Source organism: Guyparkeria sp., assembly GCF_046540515.1.
In the GTDB taxonomy this organism is placed as follows: domain Bacteria; phylum Pseudomonadota; class Gammaproteobacteria; order Halothiobacillales; family Halothiobacillaceae; genus Guyparkeria.
This window is the reverse complement of sequence record NZ_JBKHFB010000002.1, coordinates 33,217-54,634: the sequence shown is the minus strand read 5'-3', so window position 1 is coordinate 54,634 and position 21,418 is coordinate 33,217. Positions and strand designations below refer to the sequence as shown.

Annotated in this window: 19 protein-coding genes; 13 read left to right on the top strand and 6 right to left on the bottom strand. The window is 66.2% G+C overall.

Features of this window, described 5'->3' with window-relative positions:
* The 3 genes from ettA to ACLFRM_RS00530 form a co-directional block, all read left to right on the top strand.
* The coding region (gene ettA, locus ACLFRM_RS00540; protein WP_410753626.1) for an energy-dependent translational throttle protein EttA at nucleotides 1-1,286 on the top strand (1,286 nt) is incomplete at its 5' end.
* A gap of 55 nt (nucleotides 1,287-1,341) precedes the next feature.
* Nucleotides 1,342-2,151 (top strand): HDOD domain-containing protein, encoded by an 810-nt coding sequence (locus tag ACLFRM_RS00535; RefSeq protein ID WP_410753625.1) that lies wholly within the window; start codon nucleotides 1,342-1,344, stop codon nucleotides 2,149-2,151.
* 113 nt (nucleotides 2,152-2,264) lie between these two features.
* Nucleotides 2,265-3,065 carry a M48 family metallopeptidase gene (locus tag ACLFRM_RS00530; protein WP_410753624.1) on the top strand — a complete coding sequence of 267 codons (801 nt, stop codon included), beginning with the start codon at nucleotides 2,265-2,267 and terminating at the stop codon, nucleotides 3,063-3,065.
* An 8-nt stretch (nucleotides 3,066-3,073) separates the two neighbouring features.
* Here the strand turns inward: ACLFRM_RS00530 and ACLFRM_RS00525 are convergent, their stop codons facing one another.
* Both ACLFRM_RS00525 and lexA read right to left on the bottom strand, forming a co-directional pair.
* Entirely contained in the window at nucleotides 3,074-3,886 is an 813-nt protein-coding gene (locus ACLFRM_RS00525) for a hypothetical protein (protein WP_410753623.1), read from the bottom strand.
* 30 nt (nucleotides 3,887-3,916) lie between these two features.
* Nucleotides 3,917-4,540, bottom strand: a complete 624-nt coding sequence (gene lexA / locus ACLFRM_RS00520) for a transcriptional repressor LexA (protein WP_410753622.1) — start codon at nucleotides 4,538-4,540, stop codon at nucleotides 3,917-3,919.
* A gap of 73 nt (nucleotides 4,541-4,613) precedes the next feature.
* Here lexA and ACLFRM_RS00515 point away from each other — a divergent pair, with 73 nt between their 5' ends.
* Complete coding sequence (locus ACLFRM_RS00515) at nucleotides 4,614-6,173, top strand: hypothetical protein (RefSeq protein WP_410753621.1); 1,560 nt, start codon at nucleotides 4,614-4,616, stop codon at nucleotides 6,171-6,173.
* 7 nt (nucleotides 6,174-6,180) lie between these two features.
* On the opposite strand, the gene ACLFRM_RS00510 is transcribed toward ACLFRM_RS00515, so the two are convergent.
* Nucleotides 6,181-7,446 carry an MFS transporter gene (locus tag ACLFRM_RS00510; RefSeq protein WP_410753620.1) on the bottom strand — a complete coding sequence of 422 codons (1,266 nt, stop codon included), beginning with the start codon at nucleotides 7,444-7,446 and terminating at the stop codon, nucleotides 6,181-6,183.
* A gap of 153 nt (nucleotides 7,447-7,599) precedes the next feature.
* Between ACLFRM_RS00510 and ACLFRM_RS00505 the strand changes: the two genes are divergently transcribed.
* From ACLFRM_RS00505 to ACLFRM_RS00480, 6 genes are all read left to right on the top strand, one after another.
* Nucleotides 7,600-8,358 (top strand): Nif3-like dinuclear metal center hexameric protein, encoded by a 759-nt coding sequence (locus ACLFRM_RS00505; protein ID WP_410753619.1) that lies wholly within the window; start codon nucleotides 7,600-7,602, stop codon nucleotides 8,356-8,358.
* Nucleotides 8,359-8,665: 307 nt separating this feature from the next.
* Nucleotides 8,666-9,280, top strand: a complete 615-nt coding sequence (petA, locus tag ACLFRM_RS00500; protein WP_410753618.1) for a ubiquinol-cytochrome c reductase iron-sulfur subunit — start codon at nucleotides 8,666-8,668, stop codon at nucleotides 9,278-9,280.
* Nucleotides 9,277-10,488, top strand: a complete 1,212-nt coding sequence (locus tag ACLFRM_RS00495) for a cytochrome b (RefSeq protein ID WP_410753617.1) — start codon at nucleotides 9,277-9,279, stop codon at nucleotides 10,486-10,488. Before petA ends, ACLFRM_RS00495 begins: the two co-directional genes overlap by 4 nt.
* Nucleotides 10,485-11,234 carry a cytochrome c1 gene (locus ACLFRM_RS00490; RefSeq protein ID WP_410753616.1) on the top strand — a complete coding sequence of 250 codons (750 nt, stop codon included), beginning with the start codon at nucleotides 10,485-10,487 and terminating at the stop codon, nucleotides 11,232-11,234. Before ACLFRM_RS00495 ends, ACLFRM_RS00490 begins: the two co-directional genes overlap by 4 nt.
* Before the next feature lie 111 nt (nucleotides 11,235-11,345).
* Nucleotides 11,346-11,972: a glutathione S-transferase N-terminal domain-containing protein gene (locus tag ACLFRM_RS00485; protein ID WP_136866137.1), complete on the top strand. Its 627-nt coding sequence runs from the start codon at nucleotides 11,346-11,348 to the stop codon at nucleotides 11,970-11,972.
* 2 nt (nucleotides 11,973-11,974) lie between these two features.
* Nucleotides 11,975-12,532, top strand: a complete 558-nt coding sequence (locus tag ACLFRM_RS00480) for a stringent starvation protein B (protein WP_410753614.1) — start codon at nucleotides 11,975-11,977, stop codon at nucleotides 12,530-12,532.
* Here the strand turns inward: ACLFRM_RS00480 and msrB are convergent.
* Nucleotides 12,525-12,926, bottom strand: a complete 402-nt coding sequence (gene msrB / locus ACLFRM_RS00475) for a peptide-methionine (R)-S-oxide reductase MsrB (RefSeq protein ID WP_410753613.1) — start codon at nucleotides 12,924-12,926, stop codon at nucleotides 12,525-12,527. The two genes, ACLFRM_RS00480 and msrB, sit on opposite strands and share 8 nt — an antisense overlap.
* Nucleotides 12,927-13,152: 226 nt before the next feature.
* Between msrB and ACLFRM_RS00470 the strand changes: the two genes are divergently transcribed.
* The 3 genes from ACLFRM_RS00470 (at nucleotide 13,153) to ACLFRM_RS00460 (ending at nucleotide 17,739) form a co-directional block, all read left to right on the top strand.
* The gene (locus ACLFRM_RS00470) at nucleotides 13,153-15,489 is read left to right on the top strand and encodes a DNA translocase FtsK (protein ID WP_410753612.1); all 2,337 of its coding nucleotides are present in this window, start codon (nucleotides 13,153-13,155) and stop codon (nucleotides 15,487-15,489) included.
* An 86-nt stretch (nucleotides 15,490-15,575) separates the two neighbouring features.
* Entirely contained in the window at nucleotides 15,576-16,262 is a 687-nt protein-coding gene (gene lolA / locus ACLFRM_RS00465; RefSeq protein ID WP_410753611.1) for an outer membrane lipoprotein chaperone LolA, read from the top strand.
* 25 nt (nucleotides 16,263-16,287) lie between these two features.
* A complete protein-coding gene (locus tag ACLFRM_RS00460; protein ID WP_410753609.1) occupies nucleotides 16,288-17,739 on the top strand; it encodes a replication-associated recombination protein A in 1,452 nt (483 codons plus the stop codon).
* Nucleotides 17,740-17,755: 16 nt separating this feature from the next.
* Here the strand turns inward: ACLFRM_RS00460 and ACLFRM_RS00455 are convergent, their stop codons facing one another.
* Both ACLFRM_RS00455 and ACLFRM_RS00450 read right to left on the bottom strand, forming a co-directional pair.
* Complete coding sequence (locus ACLFRM_RS00455; RefSeq protein WP_410753608.1) at nucleotides 17,756-18,265, bottom strand: methylated-DNA--[protein]-cysteine S-methyltransferase; 510 nt, start codon at nucleotides 18,263-18,265, stop codon at nucleotides 17,756-17,758.
* Nucleotides 18,266-18,284: 19 nt separating this feature from the next.
* Nucleotides 18,285-21,416: an efflux RND transporter permease subunit gene (locus ACLFRM_RS00450; protein ID WP_410753607.1), complete on the bottom strand. Its 3,132-nt coding sequence runs from the start codon at nucleotides 21,414-21,416 to the stop codon at nucleotides 18,285-18,287.
* Nucleotides 21,417-21,418: the final 2 nt, after the last annotated feature.

Here is a 21,418-nt window from a genome sequence, read left to right as displayed (position 1 = left end):
TGCAGGACCAGATCGAGGCCGGTGGTGGCTGGGATCTCGACCGCAAGCTCGAGGTGGCCGCCGACGCGCTGCGCCTGCCGCCCTGGGACGCGGACGTCACGAAGCTTTCCGGTGGCGAACGCCGTCGGGTCGCCCTGTGCCGCCTGCTGCTGTCCAACCCCGACATGCTGATCCTCGACGAGCCGACCAACCACCTCGACGCCGAATCCGTCGCCTGGCTGGAGCGCTTCCTGCAGGAATTCCCCGGCACCGTGGTGGCGGTCACCCACGATCGCTACTTTCTCGACAACGTCGCCGGCTGGATCCTCGAGCTCGATCGCGGCCAGGGCATCCCGTTCGAGGGCAATTACTCGCAGTGGCTGGAGGCGAAGGAAAAGCGCCTCGAGCAGGAAGAGAAGACCGAGTCGGCCCATCAGAAGGCGATGAAGCAGGAGCTCGAGTGGGTGCGCCAGAACCCCAAGGGCCGCCAGGCCAAGTCGAAGGCTCGCATGAAGCGCTTCGAGGAACTGCAGTCCGAGGAATACCAGAAACGCTCGGAGACCAACGAGATATACATCCCGCCGGGTCCGCGCCTGGGCGACAAGGTGATCGAGGTCGATGGACTGACAAAGCGCTTCGGCGACCGCGAGCTCTACCAGGGTCTGGACTTCTCCGTGCCCAAGGGTGCGATCGTCGGCATCATCGGCCCGAACGGCGTGGGCAAGTCGACGCTGTTCCGCATGCTGATGGGCGAGGAAAAGCCGGACGGCGGCAACATCGAGATCGGCGAGAGCGTCGAGCTGGCCTACGTGGCCCAGTCGCGCGACGACATGGAGGACACCAAGACGGTCTGGGAAGAGATTTCCGACGGCTACGATCACATCACGGTCGGCAAGTTCGAGATGCCCTCGCGCGCCTATCTCGGTCGTTTCAACTTCAAGGGTCAGGACCAGCAGAAGTTCATGAAGGACCTCTCGGGCGGTGAGCGCAACCGGGTGCATCTGGCCAAGCTGCTCAAGTCCGGCGGCAACGTGCTGCTGCTCGACGAGCCGACCAACGATCTCGACGTCGAGACCCTGCGGGCGCTCGAGACCGCGCTATTGGACTTCCCCGGCTCGGCGCTGGTGATCTCGCACGATCGCTGGTTCCTCGACCGCATCGCCACGCACATGCTGGCCTTCGAGGACGACGGTTCGGTGGTGTTCTTCGAGGGCAACTTCCAGGAGTACGAGGCGGACCGCAAGAAGCGACTCGGCGATGCCGCCGACCAGCCCAAGCGAGTGAAGTACACTCGTCTGGCGGACTGATCGTCCACGCCGGGGCCCTTGCGGCTGCCGGTGCCATTTCAGGGAGAAACAGAACGTGGCCAATCCGGCACTTGAACAGGCGATCATCAACAAGATCCGCGACAAGGGCATTTCCTTGCCCGTGCTGCCTGACGTGGCGATGCGCGCGCGACGGGTCATCGACGATCCCAACAGCTCGGCGAGCGATCTCGTCGAGGTGATCTCGCAGGACCCGGCGATCGCCGCCCGCCTGATCCAGGTAGCGAACAGCCCGCTGTACCGGGGCGCCCAGCACATCGACAATCTCAACCAGATCGTCTCCCGCCTGGGCATGAGCACGGTCAGCCAGCTGATCGTATCGCTGTCGGCCAAGCAGCTGTTTCACGCGCGGACATCGACGATCAAGCGGTTCATGCGCGACCACTGGGCGTTTTCCACCCAGGTGGCGGCGCTGGCGAACCACATCGCCCGGCGGCATACCAAGCTCGATCCGGACCAGGCGCTGCTGGCCGGCCTGCTGCACAGTGTCGGCGGCATTCCGGTGATCGTGGTCGCCGAGGACATCCCCAAGTTGCAGGACGCCCCGGCCGTGCTCGACGAACTGGTCGAAAGCCTGCAGTCGCGGCTGGGCGGCAACATCGTCAAGGCATGGGATTTCCCGGACATGTTCGCGGAGGTGATCGAGCACTGCGGCGATCTCGGCTACCAGCACGATGGCGACCCGAACTACAGTGACGTCGTGATCTGCGCGATCGCTCAGGCCCGCGGGATCAGCCGCACGCCGGACGATCGCCCCATCATGGCCGCGCAGAAGCTGGGCGTGGACCTCGAGTCGAGCATGATCGACGACGAGCTCGACGAGGCCATTCGAGCCCTCGGGGGCTGAGGGACGGCTATCGAGGTGCGATCCCCGGCGTGGAACCGATGGTCACGACCCCGGTCTTCGTGGAGACCGGGGTTTTTCATGGCACCGACGGGTGCCGAAAGAGGGTAGCCGCGATGCGTTTGTCACCTTTGCCACGTCTGCCTGCGCTGGTCTCCCTGGCGGGGCTCATGCTCGTCATTGCCGGTTGCGCGACCCACCCGGTCACCGGGCGCAGCCAGTTGATGATCATGCCCGAGGGGCAGGCCAATCAGATGGCCTACCAGGCCTATTCCCGGATGGCCAGGGAGAAATCCACCCTGCCGGCCTCGCATGTCGCCAGTCAGCGGGTGCAGCGCATCACCCAGCGGATCGTGCCGCAGGCGGTCCGGGTCTATCCGCAGGCGGGCGGCTGGCAGTGGGAGAGTCGTGTGTTCCGTGACGACAGCGTCAACGCCTTCGCGATGGCCGGTGGCAAGGTGGGCATCAACACCGGCATGCTCGACAAGATCCAGCCCAGTGACGACGAACTGGCACAGGTGATCGCCCACGAGGTTGCGCATGCCCTGTCGGGGCACACGCGCGAGAAGATGTCGATGGCGATGACCCAGCAGATGGGCCTGTCGGTGGCCTCGGCGATCGGTGGACTGGATGCCCGGACTGCGGAGATGGCGCAGCAGGTGGCCGCCGTGGCGGTCGACCTGCCGTTCAGCCGGCGCATGGAACTCGAGGCCGATGAAGTCGGGTTGTTGCTGGCCGCGAGGGCGGGCTACGACCCGCGCGCGGCCGTCAGCTTGTGGCGCAAGATGCAGGCGCAGGGCGGTGGCGGTGGCCCGGAGTGGCTGAGCACCCACCCGAGCAGCGGCAACCGCATCCAGGCGCTGGAGCGCGCCATCCCCGCGGTGATGCCGGAATACCGCCGTGCCACCGGCGGCTGAGGGACGCCTCAGCGCCCCCCGACAAGCGTGAGGGGCGGCGTGTCCGCCGACTCGAACGAGGCCGGTCCATCCATCCCCCCGTTCAGGGCGAGCTGCACCCGGCGGGGGTGGAACGGCTTGAGCCGCTGCACGCACAGGGATCGGCCCGAGCCAGTGGCCTGGCGCGAGACGCTCAACTGGGCCCAGGCGGGGCTTGAGGGCGCGTTCGCGCTGCCTGCTGCCATCCCGGTGCCGAGCGGGTAGGGCGTGACCAGGCAACTGCCGCCGGTTTCGGCGGCCAGCTTCAGTCGTCGTCGCAGGGCGAAATTCAGCGGCGGCAACCAGGCGAGCACCAGCGCACAGGTGCCGGACTGGACCACCTCCTCGGTTGCCCAGCCCAGTTCACGCAGGTCGCGTGGCTGGACGACGAGCAGATCCTCGAGCGGCACCCCCTCCCGTCGCCAGCGTTCGGCGCAGGGGCGTGCCGGTGGGTTGATCAGGGCGATGCCGCCCGCCCGGGCCTGTCGCCGCAGCCAGGGCATCAGCAGGGCGGTGAGGCCGTGGCCCAGCGTGGCCTGGAACCAGTCCTGTCGCGCCGGCAGAGGGGTCGCATCGAGCCGGTCGCAGGGGCGGCGCCAGGGGCCGTTGGGCGCGCGGCCCGTGTAGAACTCCACCAGCCCCTCGCTGGGCCAGCCACCGCCGAGCAACTCGTCCAGCGCCGCCCAGCCGCTGGGGCAGGGCGTGGCGGCCGATGTCGGCGGTCGCGTCTGCCAGCCGCGCCAGATGTCATGCCGGGCCAGCAGCTCGGCGACATCGTTTCCTCCGATGGCCCGTTCTCTCATGTCGTGACACTCCCGTTGCCGGCTGGTCGATCAGTCGAAGGTGCGCAATACGCCGACCACACGACCCTCGATGATCAATTCATCGCGGCGCAGGTCGACCTCGATCGGCGTCATTTCGCTGTTTTCCGGGATCAGCCAGACCTTCGCCCCGCGGCGTCGGTAGCGCTTGACCGTCACCTCGTCGGCCAGGCGGGCCACCACGATCTGGCCGTTGCGGACCTCCTCGGTGCGGTGCACCGCGAGCAGGTCGCCGTCCATGATCCCGGCATCGCGCATGCTCATGCCGCGCACGCGCAAGAGGTAATCGGCGCGCGGCCTAAACAGGGCCGGGTTGACGGGCACCCGGGACTCGACGTGCTCGGCGGCCAGGACCGGGCTGCCGGCGGCGATCCGTCCGATCACGGCCAGCTCGTCCTGGTGCCCGTCGTCGGGGAGGCGAATGCCTCGAGAGCGGCCGCCCACCAGTTCGATGGCGCCCTTCTTCGCCAGCGCCTTGAGGTGGCTTTCGGCGGCATTGGGCGAGCGAAAGCCCAGCGCGGCGTTGATTTCCGCGCGGGTCGGCGGCATGCCGGTCTCGCGGATGGTGTCGCGGATGAATGCCAGGATCTCGGCCTGGCGGGGCGTAAGTGGTCGCTGGGAAGTCGATTCGATCATGGCTCAGGGGGTGGCTGGAACGTATGGGCAAGTATACTGTAAGAAAGAACAGTATCCATGCCCGGAGTCCGTCATGCCCACCAACACGAGCGACCGATCGGCATCACAGGCCTCCTACTGGCTGGCGCTGCGGTTTCCGGAGGCCTGGTTCGAGTGTCGTTGCCCGGAAGTCGAGCGACGGGAACGCCCCCCTGCGGTGTTGCTGGATGGCGCGGGCCGGGCCGGACGGATCGCGGCGGTCAACCGCGCGGCGGCCGAGTTGGGCATCGAGCCTGGCCAGAGCCTGGCCGCGGCGCGTTCCCGTCACCGGGCGCATGCCGCGACGGATGCCGTGCCGCTGCGCTGTCTGACCATCGATCACCCGGCGGTGGAATCGTGGCTGGCCGAGTGGGGCGAATGGGCCCTGACGTACACCTCGCGAGTGACCCGCCCGCCGCCGCTGCGGCGCGATGTCGATGCCGCCCCGGGGCTGCTGCTGGAGATCGGTGGCAGCGCGGCGCTGTTCGGTGGGATCGAGGCACTGGCGCAGCGGTTGCTCGATGCATTGCAACCCTGGCAGGTGGTGGTGCGCGCCGCCGGGGCGCGGCACCCGCGGATCGCCTGGGCACTGGCGGCGACGGTGGACGGCGAGCGGCCCTGGCTTTGCGACCCCCGCGAGCAACTGGCGGCCGTCAGCCGGCTGCCCCTGGCATGCCTTGACTGGCCGGACAGCTGGACCGATCGTTTTGCCGAACTCGGGTTGCGCCGACTGGGCGAGGTGCGCCGATTGCCGCGTGACGGGCTGGGCATGCGCAGCGACCCGGCCCTGCTCGTCGACCTGGACCGCCTGTTCGCCGAACGGGACTGGCCATTGGCCGACCTGGTCCCCCCGGCCCGCTATGCCCGAGAAGTGAGTCTCTGGGACCCCGCCGCCCAGGTCGATCGCCTGCTGCTGCTCGCGCGAGGCCCGCTGGTGGGGCTGGGCGACTTCCTGCGCCGTCGACAGCTCGCGGTGGCCGATTTCGTGGTCTGGCTCGGCCACGAGGCGCGATCGGCGACCCGGCTGGAGGTGGCTACCGCGGAGCCCGGACGGGACGTCGAGCTCTGGCAGGGGCAGCTGCGCCTGCGCCTGGAGTCGGTCGGGACGCTGGCCCCGGTGACCTCCCTGCGGGTGGAGGCCGAACGGCTGGTCGCGCCCCGGTCGGGGCAGGGCAGCCTGTTTGCCGATGCCGACACGCGCGGACGCGACCGGCAGGCCCTGTTGCAACGCCTGCAGGCCCGGTTGGGGCGGCAGGCCGTTGGCCGCCTCCAGGAGATCCCGACGCTGGTACCCACCGACCGCGTCCGCTTGCAGCCCCTGGCCCCGTCGGCGAGCGGGTTGCCGCGTCATCGGGTCGAGGCGGACTTGCCGGGGGGCATGGGCGACGAGTCGCCGCCGGGACCCTTCCGACCGTTGTGGTGGCTCGAGGCGCCCCATCGACCGGATGCGGCCGTGCAGCGGCGTGGCGAGGCCGAGCGTGTCGAGACCGGCTGGTGGGCGGCGGCCGGGGAGGCGGCCGACTACTGTGCCGGCGAGCTGGCCGGCGGGCGGGCGGTCTGCCTGCGGCGGGAACGCGCCGGCGGTGACTGGCAGGTGATCGGTCTCGAGGATTGAGTGCCGCTCAGTGTCGGTGACGTGCCGGCATCAGGCCGCGCCAGTGCCGCCAGACGGCAATGGCCACCAGCAGCCCCGTGCCGCCGAAGAGCAGGAAGAAGGTCGGCAGCTCGATGCCGAGCAACGAGAACAGGACGATGGCCAGCAGGCTGCTGACCACCATGGCCAGGGCGTTCTGCACATTGAGCGCGGCGATCAGCCGGGCGCGCTGCGACGGCCGCGAGGCACGTTGCAGGTGGCTGTAGAGCGGCACGACCAGCAGGCCCGCGAACAGGCCGGTCAGCGCGATATCTAGCCCTATCCGCCACATCAGCGGGCTCGTTGCCGAGGCAGCGACGTACCAGTCGAGCGCAACCACGGCCACGCCGAGGGCGGCAAACGGGGCCACGGCACGCGGGGGGCGTCGACCGCCGAGGTAACCCACCAGCAAGCCGCCGGCGGCGATGCTCAGGGCGAACAGGGCAAGCAACCCGGTCGCCCCGTCGGCCGGCAGGTCGAGCACGTCCTCGGCAAAGCGGGGAAACTGGGTGAGGTACCCCGCGCCGACGAACCAGAACCAGCTGATCAGCCACATCGACAGGCGCAGGCTAGCTGGTTGTCGGCGCAGCAGCCGCCAGGTGGCAATCCAGCTTCGGATTGGGCCGGCGCGGTCCGGCGCCCGCCCCGGTGCCGGGGCAGGCGGTATGAAGCGTGAGGCCACCAGCCCGCCGACGGCCACGCCAATTACCAGGAGGCTGGCGATAAGGGTGGCACGTTCGCCGGTGGCCGCGAGCAGCCCGCCGGTCAGCGTGCCGAGCAGGATGGCCGAGAACGTGCTCGCGGTCACCCAGCCATTGGCGCGCATCAGCATGCCCGCCGGCAGGTGCCGCGGGACGATCGCGTACTTGAGCGGGCCGAACCAGGCCGATTGCGTGCCCATCAGGAACACCAGCAACATCAACAGCCAGATGCTCTGCCACCAGAACGCCAGCGCGGCGACGATCATCAGCCCCAGTTCCGTCCACTTGAGCAAGCGCGCGAGCCTTGCCTGATCGAGTCGATCGGCCCAGTGACCGGCCATGGGCGAGAACAGCAGGCCGGGCAGGATGAACAATCCCGCCGCCAGGTTCATCAGCACGTCGAGGTTGCCGTCCTGCGCCGTGCCGATCTCGTAGGTGATCAGGAACATCACCGAGAAGCGGAAGGCGTTGTCGTTGAATGCCCCCAGCGCCTGGGTGAAGAAGTACGGCAGGAACCGACGGGAAAGCAGGCGTGCCGTGGCGGGGCTGGGCATGGCCGAGACGCTCCAAGGAAGGGACTTGCCGCATTGGAACACGCCACAGCGACCGCGCCAAGCGGCCGCAGACCGTGCCGGTCGGGGGCCGGGGACGAGTGGATCGTGCTAGGGTTCCGGTCGTTTCGATTCACATCTTCAGGAGGAGCGCCCATGTCCGAGTCGGTCGATGTCCACGAGCTGCTCGCCTATTGCGAGGGCCTGCTCGAGCCCGAAACCTACCGCGACTACGCGCCGAACGGTCTGCAGGTCGAAGGGCGACGTGAGATTCGTCGGCTGGTGACCGGCGTGACCGCCTGCCAGGCACTGCTCGATGCCGCCGTCGAGGCGGAGGCGGATGCCGTTCTGGTTCACCATGGCTACTTCTGGAAGAACGAGCCGGAGACCATCACCGGCATGAAGCGCCGGCGAATCGCGACGCTGCTCGCCCACGACATCAACCTGATCGGATACCACCTGCCGCTCGACGGGCATGAAGAGATCGGCAACAACGCCTGGCTTGCCCGCACGCTGGGGATGAACGTGACCGGGCGATTCGGCCACCAGCAGCTGGCCGTGTTCGGTCGACTCGAGCAGCCCGGCACCGGCAGCGAACTGGCCGCACGCATCACCGCGCAACTGGGTCGCGAGCCTCTGGTGGTCGGGCCGACCGATCGGACGATCCATCGCATCGGCCTGTGTACCGGCGGGGCGCAGGACATGCTGGGCGAGGCCATCGAGCTTGGCCTCGACGCCTTCGTTTCCGGCGAGATCTCCGAACGCACCACCCATATGGCGCGTGAGTGCGGCGTGACCTATTTCGCCGCCGGGCATCATGCCACGGAGACCGGTGGGGTGAGGCTGCTGGGCGAGCGGCTCGCCGAGGAATTCGGTATAGAGCATCGCTTTATCGATATTCCGAACCCCGTCTGATGGCGAAAATCGCGATGCAATCGGTTTCCCAAGCTAATAAAGGTCTATCTCGAGGTATTAGCCGGGCTTGTTTGACGGTGGGGGCGAGATGCTTAAACTACCTGCGCCGTGAAAAATGCTGTGCATCGGTGATGCCCCACGGAAAGGGCGGTACGAACTCGAGATCACACGGCGGCCCGGAACGGTTCCGGGCGTTTTTTCGCCGGGCACCGGAAGGCCGAAAGGCACGCGAGCAACACGAACGACGAGAAACCGCTTTCCGGTCGTGATCGTTTGACGGACAACCATCCAGGAGTACGACGTAACAATGGCTGATTCTCCCTCCAACCCGGCAAGGCGCCGGTTTCTGACCGGCGCGGCGACGGCGGTTGGCGCGGTGGGCGTCGGCTTTGCCGCCGTTCCGTTCTTGAGTTCCTTCCAGCCCAGTGCCAAGGCCGAGGCGGCCGGTGCGCCGGTCGACGTGAACATCGCCAAGCTCTCCCCGGGGCAGATGACCACCGTTTCCTGGCGCGGCAAGCCGGTCTACGTGGTGCATCGCACCGACCGCATGCTCGAGTTCCTGCCCGAGCTCAACGACGAGGTTCAGGACCCGGATTCGCGTGTGGTGGACCAGCAGCCGCCATTCGCCGCCAACATCTATCGAGCCCGCGAGGAGAGCAAGCGTTACCTCGTGGTGGTCGGTATCTGCACCCATCTGGGCTGTGCGCCGACCTATCGACCGGAAGTGGCGCCCGATGATCTGGGTGACGATTGGAAAGGCGGTTTCTTCTGCCCCTGCCATGGCTCGAAATTCGATATCTCCGGACGGGTCTACAAGGGCGTGCCGGCACCGACCAATCTGGAAGTGCCGCCGTATGTCTACGTGAGCAGCGACATCGGCGACATCATTCGCGTCGGCGGCACCGAGGAGGAGGCAGCATGATGAAGTCCCTGGGAAAGTGGGTGGACGACCGCCTGCCGGTTTCGCATTTCTGGAATGCCCACCTGGCCAAGTACTACGTCCCCCACAACTTCAACTTTTGGTATTACTTCGGCTCGCTGCTGCTGGTCGTCTTCGTACTGCAGATCGTCACCGGTATCTGGTTGACGATGAGTTACAAGCCTTCGGCCGACGATGCCTTCGCCTCGGTCGAGTACATCATGCGTGATGTCGAGTGGGGCTGGCTGATCCGGTACCTGCACTCGACCGGTGCCTCGTTCTTCTTCATCGCCGTCTATCTGCACATCTTCCGCGGGATGATGTACGGCAGTTACAAGAAGCCGCGCGAGCTCGTCTGGATCTTCGGCGTGCTGATCCTGCTGGTGCTGATGGCGGAGGCATTCATGGGCTACTTGTTGCCCTGGGGACAAATGTCCTTCTGGGGTGCGCAGGTGATCATTTCCCTGTTTAGCTCGGTCCCCGTGATCGGTCCGGATCTGGCGCTCTGGATTCGTGGTGACTACGTCGTCTCCGATGCCACCCTCAACCGGTTCTTCGCCCTGCACGTCATCGCGCTGCCGCTGGTCCTGCTGTTCCTGATCGGCGGGCACATCATGGCGCTGCACGAGGTGGGCTCGAACAACCCCGATGGCGTGGATATCAAGGAGAACAAGGACGACACCGGCAAGCCGGTCGACGGCATCCCGTTCCATCCTTACTACACCGTCAAGGACCTGTTCGGTCTGGGCGTATTCATGTTCATCTTCGCCGTAGTGCTGTTCTACTGGCCTGACGGCGGTGGTCTCATGCTCGAGCACCCGAACTTCATTCCGGCCGACCCGCTCAAGACCCCCGAACACATCGCGCCGGTGTGGTACTTCGCACCGCACTACGCAATCCTGCGCGCCGTACCGGACAAGTTCCTGGGTGTGCTTGCGATGACGATCGCGATCCTGATTCTGTTCGTCTTGCCGTGGATCGATCGTAACCGTACCCGATCGATTCGTTACCGCTCGACGGCGTTCAAGGTCAACCTGTTCGCGTTCGTGGTCGCATTCATCGGACTGGGATACCTGGGCACCCAGCCGCCGACCACGCTCGGCACCCTAGGCTCCCAGATGCTGTCGGCCGTTTACTTCGGCTTCTTCATCGCGCTGTTTTTCATCAGCCGTCATGAACGCACCAAGCCCGTGCCGGAGCGCCTGCAATGATTCGTATCACCTTTCTCATGTTCCTGATTGGCCTGATCGCGACCCCGTCGGTGAAGGCGGCCAGCAGCAATTACCCTCTCGCGGATGCCGACGTCGACCTCAGCGACAAGGCATCCTTGTACCGGGGGGCAAAGACGTTCATGGACAGCTGTGCTTCGTGTCACAGCGCCAAGATGATGCGGTTTGGTCGCATCGGCGAGGATCTTGGGCTCTCCGAGGAGCAACTGGCCGTGCTGATGCCCGACGAGCTCAGCAAACCGGGCGATGTGATCGAGACGAACATGCCGGCCGACTATGCGGAGGAGACCTTTGGTATCGCGCCGCCGGACCTGACGCTCTCGGCACGAGTGCATGGCGCCGACTGGATGTTCACCTACCTGACCACGTTCTACGAGGACCCGGACACGCTCTGGGGCGTCAACAACGCGGTATTTCCACTGGTGAGCATGCCGCACGTTTTCGCCGCCGAGCAGGGTGTCAAGCAGCCGGTCTACGAAACCGAGGGCGAGGGCGAGGACGCCAAGCGTCGCCTGATCGGGCTTGAGTCGCCGGAGCGCCCTGGCACGCTTTCTGAGGAAGAGTTCGAGGAGAAGATGCGCGACCTGACCGCGTTCATGGTGTACATGTCCGAGCCGGCCGCGCTGCTCCGGGCACATTACGGCCCCTACGTGCTCGCCTTCCTGTTCATCTTCACGCTGGTGATGTACCTGCTGAAGAAGGAATACTGGCGCGACATCAAGCATTGAGCGAGCCCGACCAGGCGGCCATGTGGCCGCTCGAAACCCCGACGAACCCGGCCCCGAGGCCGGGTTTTTGTTATCATGGCGTTTTACTCATTTGCACCACGGGAGGCGCCAATGGCGACCGTCAATCGTCGTTCGGTCATGACCTTGTTCACCAGTCCGGACTCGCCGGACTGCCACCGCACCCGCATCGTGCTCGCGGAGAAGGAACTGACCGCCGAGATCATCGACCTGTCCGAACAGGAGCCGCCGGAGGACTTCCACGACCTGTCCCCGGAAGGCACGGTGCCGGTGCTCGCCGATCGTGATCTGGTCCTGACCAACGCGCGGGTGATCATGGAATACCTCGACGAGCGCTTTCCCCACCCGCCGCTGATGCCGGTCGACCCGGTCAGCCGGGCCAAGGTGCGCACCGCGCTCTACCGGATCGAGAAGGACTGGTACGGCCTGCTGCCCGAGTTCGAGCGCGGCGAGAAGACCGTGGCCCGGGCGCGCAAGCAGCTCAAGGAAGAACTGTTGTCGGCCGCACCGATCTTCTCGGCAATGCCGTTCTTCATGAGCGAGGAATTCTCGCTCGCCGACGTCACGCTGGCCGCGTTGCTGTGGTACCTGCCGAAATACGGCATCGAGTTGTCCGGCCCGGGTGCCAAGCCGATCCTCGACTACATGGATCGGGTATTCAGCCGGCCGACCTTCCAGGCGAGCCTCACCGAAGTCGAACGCGAGATGCGCGAAGGCTGATCATGCTCTCCAAGCGTCCCTACCTGATTCCCGCCTTCTACGACTGGATTCTCGACCAGGGACACGTGCCGCACCTGGTCGTGAATGCCGATGCGCCGGACGTGATGGTGCCGGCCAGGTTCGTCGAAGACGGACACATCCAGCTCAACATCAACCCCTCGGCCGTGCGTGATTTCCACATGGATCGCGTCGGCATCTCCTTCGAGGCCCGGTTCGGCGGTCAGCCCGAGCGCGTGTTCGTGCCGATGCACGCGGTCCGGGCAATCGTCGATCGCGACTCCGGACAGGGAGCCACCTTTCCGGACGAGCCGGAGGAGACCTTCCCGCAGTCCGACGGCGACCGCGAGGGTGCACCAGCCCCGACGTCTTCCGGCAAGGGGCGCCCGCAACTCCGTGCGGTACCCGGAGGCGAGGAGACGGCCTCGGAAAAGAGCGGGTCGGATGCATCGGCGGGTGATTCGCCCGAGGAGTCGGACGGGAGTGGCCCGGATGACGATCCGCCGCCGACCTCGCCTTCGGGGGGTGGAAAGGGCGGGCCGAGCCTGCGCGTGGTCAAGTAGCGGGTTGTGTCTCGTCCGGTACGAAGTCCAGGCACACGCTGTTGATGCAGTAGCGCCGTCCCGTCGGGAGAGGGCCGTCGTCGAACACGTGCCCGAGATGAGCGTCGCACCCGGCGCACAGTACCTCGGTGCGGATCATCCCGTGGCTGGTATCTCGCCGCGTGGTCAGCGCCTCCGGGCTGGCCGGCCGGAAAAAGCTGGGCCAACCCGAGCCGGAATCGAACTTCGCGTCGCTGACGAACAGGGGGCGCCCGCAGCAGACACAATCGAAGCGCCCCGGGCGCTTTTCGTCGTTAAGGGTCCCGGACCAGGGAGGCTCGGTGCCGCCCAGCCGGCAAACGCGGTACTGTTCTTCATCGAGCTTTTCTCGCCAGAGATCGGGGTTGTCGTTCATGTTGCGGTCCGTTGGTTGCTGGGTGAAATCGGTCGCTGTCGTCCGTTGATCATAGCCGACCGTCTGGCTCGGCCAATCCTCATCCCGGCGCATCTTGATGTAGACGGTCGGGGATGACGGCGCGGCAGTTGGCCCGCCTTGGCTAGCTTGGTATGATCCAAATCGGATCTTCCACTATAACAAACGCAACTAAGCCATTGACTGAGTTAAATATAGGCCTGACCCGATGCCCGGAATGACCAAGCCTGCGATCTTCCGTCCCCAGCTGGCCCTGCTCGAGCTGGCCCTGCTGGTCGTCGCGTTGTTGCTGGGTGTCTACCTGCTGGCCCTGCTCAGTTACCACCCCGACGATCCGGGTTTCAGCGTCACCGGAGCCGGCGACGTCCGTAATGCTGCCGGGCTGGTCGGGGCCTGGGTGGCCGACGGGGCCCGCTACCTGGCCGGTTTCGGAGCCTACATGCTGGTGCCGGCGCTGCTGCCGCTGTTGTGGCGGACGTTTCAGCGAGCGCGGCAGGGGAGGCGATGGGCCGATCTGCCGTTCGCGATCCAGTGGCTCGGGGTGCTGCTGCTGGTGCTCTGCGTCAGCGTTCTGGCAGCGATCAACCACGAACCACTGGAATCCCCCAGCGGGTTGTCTGCCGGTGGCGTGCTGGGTCTCGTGCTCGCCGAAGGCATGGTTCGCATGCTCGGCGCCCTGGGCAGCACGCTGGTGCTGCTCGGCCTGATGATGCTGGGTGTGTCGGCGACGACGGGTCTTTCCTGGTTTGCCCTTTTTGATCTGATCGGTGCGATATTGATCCGGCTGGTCAACGGGGTGCGGTCGGTGGCGCGCTGGGTTCTCGCGCGGCTGCCATTGTCGCGTCGGCCCGGTCCGGCGCCGATACCCGAGATCGGGGCGAGCTACGAGGAGGTCGAGCAGCGGCGCAAGCAGACCCCACGCCCCGAAAGCAAACCGAAGCCTCGGACCAGGCCGGCCGCGCCGCCCAAACCGGCACCGGCGCCGTCGGTCACCTCGTCTAAGAGAAAGTCGAGCGGGCCGCCACAACCGGAACTGGGCACCGCCGACGGCAAGCCGATCCTGGAGCTGCTCGATCGCCCGGTTCAGCAGAGCAGTGGCTTCGACAAGGACGACCTGCAGCGCATGTCGGAAGTGATCGAGGCGCGCCTCTCGGAGTTCGGCGTCTCGGTGGAGGTAGTGGCAGCCCACCCCGGCCCGGTAATCACGCGATTCGAACTGCAGCCGGCCCCCGGGGTGAAGGTCAGCCAGATCTCGAACCTCGCCAAGGATCTGGCGCGAGCGCTGTCGATCGTGTCCGTGCGCGTGGTCGAGGTGATTCCGGGCAAGTCGACGGTGGGCCTGGAGATTCCCAACACGTCTCGCGAGATCATCGCCTTGCGCGAGCTGCTCGAGTCGCGCCGCTACCGGGAGGCCCGGTCGCCGCTGACCGTGGCGCTGGGCAAGGACATCGGTGGCGAGCCCATCATGGCCGACCTTGCACGCATGCCGCACCTGCTGGTGGCCGGCACCACCGGTTCCGGCAAGTCGGTGGGGGTCAATGCCATGATCCTCAGCCTGCTATACAAGGCGACGGCCGAAGAGGTGCGGTTGATCCTGATCGATCCGAAGATGCTCGAGCTGTCGGTATATGAGGGGATCGGTCATCTGCTCGCCCCGGTGGTGACCGACATGAAGGAGGCCTCCAACGCCCTGCGTTGGGCGGTGGGCGAGATGGAGCGCCGCTACCGGTTGATGGCCAAGCTCGGGGTGCGCAACATCGCCGGCGCGAACGAAAAGATTCGGCAGGCCATCGACAGTGGCGAGCCTATCAAGGACCCCTTCTACGATCACGCCCAGGCATTCGACCCGGATCTGCCGCCGCCGACGCTCGAGCCGATGCCGTACCTGGTGATCGTGGTCGACGAGTTTGCCGACATGATGATGGTGGTGGGCAAGAAGGTCGAGGAGCTGATCGCCCGGCTGGCACAGAAGGCCCGCGCGGCGGGCATCCACCTGATTCTTGCCACCCAGCGCCCGTCGGTGGACGTAATCACCGGCCTGATCAAGGCCAACATTCCCACGCGCATCGCCTTCCAGGTGTCCTCCAAGGTCGATTCCCGGACGATCCTCGACCAGATGGGGGCCGAACACCTGCTCGGTCACGGTGACATGCTCTACCTGCCGCCGGGTAGCGGCATGCCCATGCGCGTGCACGGCGCCTTCGTCAGTGATGACGAGGTTCATCGCGTGGTCGAGGCGCTCAAGACGCTGGGCGAGCCGGAGTACGTCGACGAAGTGCTCTCCGAGGCCACCGCGGCCAACGTGACATTGCCGGGCGAGAAACCGGTCCGCGCCGATGGCGAGGAGATCGACGAGCTGTACGATCAGGCCGTGGCGATCGTCACCGAGTCGCGCAAGGCCTCGATTTCCTACGTCCAGCGACGCCTCAAGATCGGCTACAACCGCTCCGCGCGCCTGGTGGAACAAATGGAGGCCGACGGGGTGGTCGGCGAACTCGGCGCGAACGGTAGCCGCGAGGTGCTCGCCCCACCACCCCCGAAATAGGCTTGGGGTACCCCCTCCGCTCATCCCGCCCGGAACCGCGAACGCCGAGAGGCGTCGAACCAGTTCCTACCACGCATTGGTGATTCATGACTCGAGATTCCACTCGCCGTACCGTCATCCAGCGCATCCTGACCGGGATCGCCATGGCCGCGTTCTTCGTTGGCGTTTTTGCCGCGCCGGCGGCAGCCGCCTCGAAGGCGGACGACGTCGATGCCCTGCTTGAGCAATTGGCGAGAATCGAGACGTTGGCAGCGGACTTTACCCAGGAACGTCGGGATGCCCAGGGTCGCGTGAAGCGAGAATCCACCGGCACCTTCGTGTTGCGGCGGCCCGGCCAGTTCTTCTGGCGCTACGAGACGCCCTATGTCCAGGAATTGATCGCGAACGACGACAAGCTCTGGGTCTACGAACCGGACCTCCGCCAGGCCAGCCGCTCGCCGCTTTCGGCCACCGAAGGGGCCCCTATCGCGATCCTGACCGGTCAGCGACCGGTCGACGAGGTGTTTCGCGTCCGGCACCTGGAAAGCGAAGGCGGCCTGAACTGGTTTGCCCTGCGGCCGCTCGACGAGCAGGGGGACTTCCGTGAGGTGCTGCTGGGCGTGGACGAGCAGGGCATTCGCGAGATGCGGTTTATCGATCAGCTCGACCAGACCACCCGCGTCTCCTTCGAGTCGCGTCGGTTCAACCAGTCGGTCGACGAGTCCGCCTTCGAGTTCGAGGCCCCCGACGGGGTCGACGTTGTCGAGGCACGCGAGCCACCGGCGATCCAGTGAGCTTTGCCGGACACGCGACCAGATAATGACCGATGCTCACTCGCAGGACGATCTGTTCGGCAGCTCCGATCCGGGCAATGATTCGATCGGGCTGACGAGCCCGCGATCGGACGAGTCGTCACCCTCGATCTACCGGCCGCTTGCCGACCGGCTGCGACCGCGGGGGATCGAAGAATTCGCCGGCCAGGTGCGCGTGGTCGGGGAATCGGCGCCGCTGCGTGTGGCGATGGAAAAGGGCCAGGCGCACTCCTGCCTGCTCTGGGGGCCGCCGGGCGTGGGAAAGACCACGCTGGCCGCCCTTTACGCCGAACGCCTGCAGGCCGAGATCGTCTACCTGTCGGCCGTCGAGGCGGGGGTGAGGGAATTGCGGGTGATCATCCAGTCGGCCCGCGAGCGCCGCCGGTCGGCCGGGCGCCTGACCGTGCTGTTCCTCGACGAGATCCATCGGTTCAACAAGACCCAGCAGGACCAGCTGCTGCCCTCCGTGGAGCAGGGCGTGCTCGTGCTGGTCGGCGCAACCACGGAAAACCCCTCGTTCTCGCTCAACAATGCCTTGCTCTCGCGGCTGCGAGTCTATCGCCTCCAGGCGCTGGACGACGCGGCCATGCATGCCTTGCTCGAGCGCGCCCTGGACCACCCCCAGGGTGTGAAGGAGACCACAGGCGGGCTGCCGCTGGTGATGCAACCGGCGATTGCCCAGCGGCTGGTGGCCGCAGCGGACGGCGATGCCCGGCGCCTGCTTACCCTGCTGGAGCTTGCCGCCCAGCTTGCGGCCGACACGCCCGACGGGGCGGCCCGCGAGGTAGGGGAGGAGACGCTCGAGGCCCTGCTGACGCAGTCACCGCGGCGATTCGACCAGGGGGGCGACGAGTTCTACGACCAGATATCGGCCATGCACAAGGCGATCCGCGGGTCGAACCCGGATGCCGGGGCGTACTGGTTGCTGCGCATGCTGGATGGCGGGGCCGATCCGTCGTATCTCGCGCGGCGACTCGTGAGGATTGCCTCCGAGGATATCGGCAATGCCGACCCGCGCGCGCTGAGCGTGGCACTGGATGCGTGGACGGCCTTCGATCGACTCGGTGTGCCCGAAGGCGAACTGATGCTCACCCAGGCGGCCATGTACCTGGCTGTGGCGCCGAAGAGCAACGCCGTCTACAAGGCGCACAACGCGTTGCTGGCGACGATCCGGCAACGTGGCACCGACCCGGTGCCGATGCATCTGCGCAATGCGCCGACGGCCCTGATGGAACGGGAGGGCTGGGGCAAGGGGTATCGGTACGCCCATGACGAACCCGAGGCCTATGCCGCCGGTGAAACCTACCTGCCCGAGGACCTTGTCGACCAGCGCTTTTACGAGCCGGTGGAGCGGGGACTTGAGCGCAGCATCGCCGAGCGCATGCGCTACTGGGCGGATCTAGACGCGCACGCCACCGAGCCGCGTCATCGCGACAACCCCGAGCCGGGGACGGACTGACCCGACTCGCCGCCGCTCAGCGGTAGGCGATTTCCTCGAGGTCGAGCAACCGGGACTTGATGGCCGAGCCCTGCGCGTAACCACCCAGCCGGCCTCCGGCGGCCAGGACGCGATGGCAGGGGACCAGGGGCGCCCAGGGATTGGCCCCCACCGCCTGGCCCACGGCCCGCGCCGCACCCGGGTACCCGGCCCGGCGCGCCAGTTCGCCGTAATTGACCCATTCCCCCCATCGCAGCCGGCACAGCGCCGACCAGACGGCTCGCTGGAAGTGCGTGCCGGTGGCGGGAAAGCCCGGGTGGGCGGTCCAGTCGAACGGCTCGCCATCCGTCTCACCCCAGTGGACGAGAGCCTGTTCGACGTCCGCGTAGCCGTTCGGGAGCCGCTCGGGTCGGTTCTCACCGGGTGCGTCCTCGACCCGCATCCCCCGCAACATCCCGTCGGCGATTGTCAGTCGCACCCAGAGTCGCGTGCCCGCCGCGTCGGACGGATCACCGAGCGGAAAGCGAATCAATCGATCCGTAGCCATGATCGCTCGTCGCGCCCGCTCAGGACGAGGTCCGCTTGCGCCGGAATATCTTCTCGGCGCCGGTCTGGAGCAGCTCGAAGAACATCGGGATGAACAGGATGGCGACGTAGGTCGCGAGAATCATCCCGCCCACGATCGGTGTGCCCAGCGAATTGCGCGCGGCCTCGCCGGCGCCGGTGGCCAGTGCCAGCGGCAGCACGCCGAGGATGAAGGCCATCGACGTCATGATCACCGGGCGGAAACGGATGCGGGCGGCCTTCAGGGCAGCTTCCTTGATCGAGAGACCATCCTCGTTGTGCATCTTCGAGGCGAACTCGACCACCAGGATGGCGTTTTTCGCCGACATCGCGATCAGCACCAACATGCCCACCTGGAAGTAGATGTCGATGTTCATCCCGCGCATCCAGATCGCGATCAGTGCGCCCAGTACGGCGAACGGCACCGCGGTGATGACTGCGAAGGGCAGGGACCAGCGTTCGTACTGCGCCGCGAGGATCAGGAACACCATGATCACGCCCAGCAGGAAGGCGATCGCCCCGGCCGAGCCGCTGGAGAGCTCCTGGAACGCCGAGCCGACCCAGCCAAGGGTGTAGTCACCCCCGCCGAGCGCCTGGTCGACCACCTCCTGCATGGCCGTGAGCGCCTGGCCCGAGGAGTAGCCCTCGGCCGGGTTGCCCATGATCTTGGCCGCCGGGAAGATATTGAAACGGTCGATCACGTCCGCGCCCGTCGTGCGGGTCAGGCTGACCACCGAACTGATCGGCACCAGTTGCCGATTGCCGCCGCGCACGAAGACGTTCTCGAGGTCCTGCGGGTCGGCACGGAAGTCCGCGTCGGCGGCCATGTTCACCTGGAAGTTTCGACCGAACAGGGTGAAATCGTTGACATAGCGGGTGCCGAAGGTGCCCTGCATGGTGCGGAACACGGCGGCGACCGGCACGTCCAGAGCGTAGGCCTGCTCGCGGTCGACCTCCATGTGGAACTGCGGTGTATTGTCGACGAAGGTGGTCCGTACACCGGCGAGCTCCGGTCGCTCGTTGGCCGCGGCAACCAGGGCATTGGCCGCGTCGGCCAGCGCCTTTACGTCCGCCGATCCGCGTTGCTGCAGATAGGCTTCGAAGCCGCCGGTGGTCGACATGCCGCGGATCGGCGGCGGCACGAAGGCCATGACCTGACCTTCCTCGATCTGGCTGCCGGCTCCCATTGCCTTCTTGACCGTGGCCTGGACGCTCTGGTCATCATCGGGTCGTTCCGACCAGTCTTTCATGCGCGTGAAGGCCACGCCCTTGTACGGGCGTTGAGTGCCGGCCAGCAGATCGAAACCGGCAAAGGCGACCTGCATGTGCACGTCCGGATTCTCCCGGATCATCGCCGAGTATTCATCCCGGACCTCGTTGGTACGCGAGAGGCTCGCGGCCGGATCGAGGTTCAATGTGGAGATGAAATAACCCGGGTCCTCCTCGGGCACCAGACCGGTCGGCGTGCTGCGAAACAGCATGACGGCGGCGATCACCACCCCGGCGAACAACAACAGGCCGATCGGCCAAGCGACCAGGAAGAAGTGCACCAGCTTCATGTAGCCGTCGCGGAAGGCATCGAAGCCCCGGTTGAAGATCCGGAACGGCAGCGGGGGCTTCTTCTCCTTGTGGTTCTTGAGCAGCAGGGCGGTCATCGACGGGGTGAGAGTCAGTGCGACCACGCCCGAGAGCACCACCGAGATCGACAGGGCCACGGCGAACTGGCGGTACATCTCGCCAGCCAGGCCGGGAATGAACGCGACGGGCACGAAAACGGCCAGCAGGACCAGCGTGGTGGCCACGATCGGGCCGGTGACCTGTTCCATCGCCTTGATCGACGCCTCGCGCGCCTTGAGGCCTTCCTCGCGCATCAGCCGTTCGACGTTCTCGATGACGATGATCGCGTCGTCCACCACGATGCCGATCGCGAGCACGAAGCCGAACAGGGTCAACAGGTTGATCGACATGCCGGACAGGTAAAGACCGGCGAGCGCGCCGATCAATGCGACCGGAATCGCGACCAGCGGCACGATGGTCGCGCGCGGTTTCTGCAGAAAGATGAAGATGACCAGGGTGACGAGCAACAATGCCTCGACGAACACCTTGAGCACTTCCTCGATGGAAATGCGCACGAAATCGGTCGTGTCCAGCGGGATCTGGTAGTTCATGTCCCCGGGGAAGCGCTCGGAGAGCTCCTTCATTTCCTCCCGGACCTGCTGGACGGTCTCGAGCGCGTTGGCCCCCGGTGCGAGATAAAGCCCCATGGGCACCGTCGGCGCGCCGTTGTACGTCGCATTGAAACCGTAAGTCTGCGTGCCCAGCTCGACCTCGGCGACGTCCTTGAGACGCAGGGTGCCGCCATCCTCGGAGGAGGCGAGGATGATGTTCTCGAACTCCTCGACCTCGTTGAAGCGCCCTTCGGAGGTGATGGTGTAGGTGAACGCCTCGCCTTCCTTGTTGGGCGAGTCGTTGAACTTGCCGGCGGCGAACTGGGCGTTCTGCTCGCTGATCGCCGCGGCGATGTCGTCCTGGGTCAGGTCGAAATGGGCCAGCTTGGCCGGATCGAACCAGACCCGAAGGGAATAGTCCTGTGCGCCGAACAGTCTGGCATCCCCGATACCGGGTACGCGCTTGAGCGAGTCGAGGATGTTGATCAGCCCGTAGTTGCTGAGAAACTTGGTATCGAATTCCTCGTCTTCCGAGATCAGGGTGATGACCATCAGCAGCGAACTGCTCTTCTTGTTCACCACCACGCCCTGGTCACGCACCTCCTGCGGAAGCTGGGGCAGCGCGCGCTGCACGCGGTTGTTGACGTCGATCGTGGCCTGATCCGGGTCGGTGCCGGTGGCGAAGGTCACGGAGAGGTTCATCTGCCCGGCATCGGAGCTCCCCGACGTCATGTACAGCATGTCGTCGACGCCGTTGATCGCCTGCTCGATCGGTGCGGCGACGGACTCGGCTATGGTTCCCGCGTCAGCCCCGGCATAGGTGGCCCGGACCTCGACCTCGGGAGGGACGATCTCGGGATACTGCTCGATGGGAAGGCCCGTGAAGGCCGCGCCGCCCGCGATCATGATCACGATCGCCAGCACGGTGGAGAAGATCGGGCGGTCAATGAAGAACTTGGAAAACATCG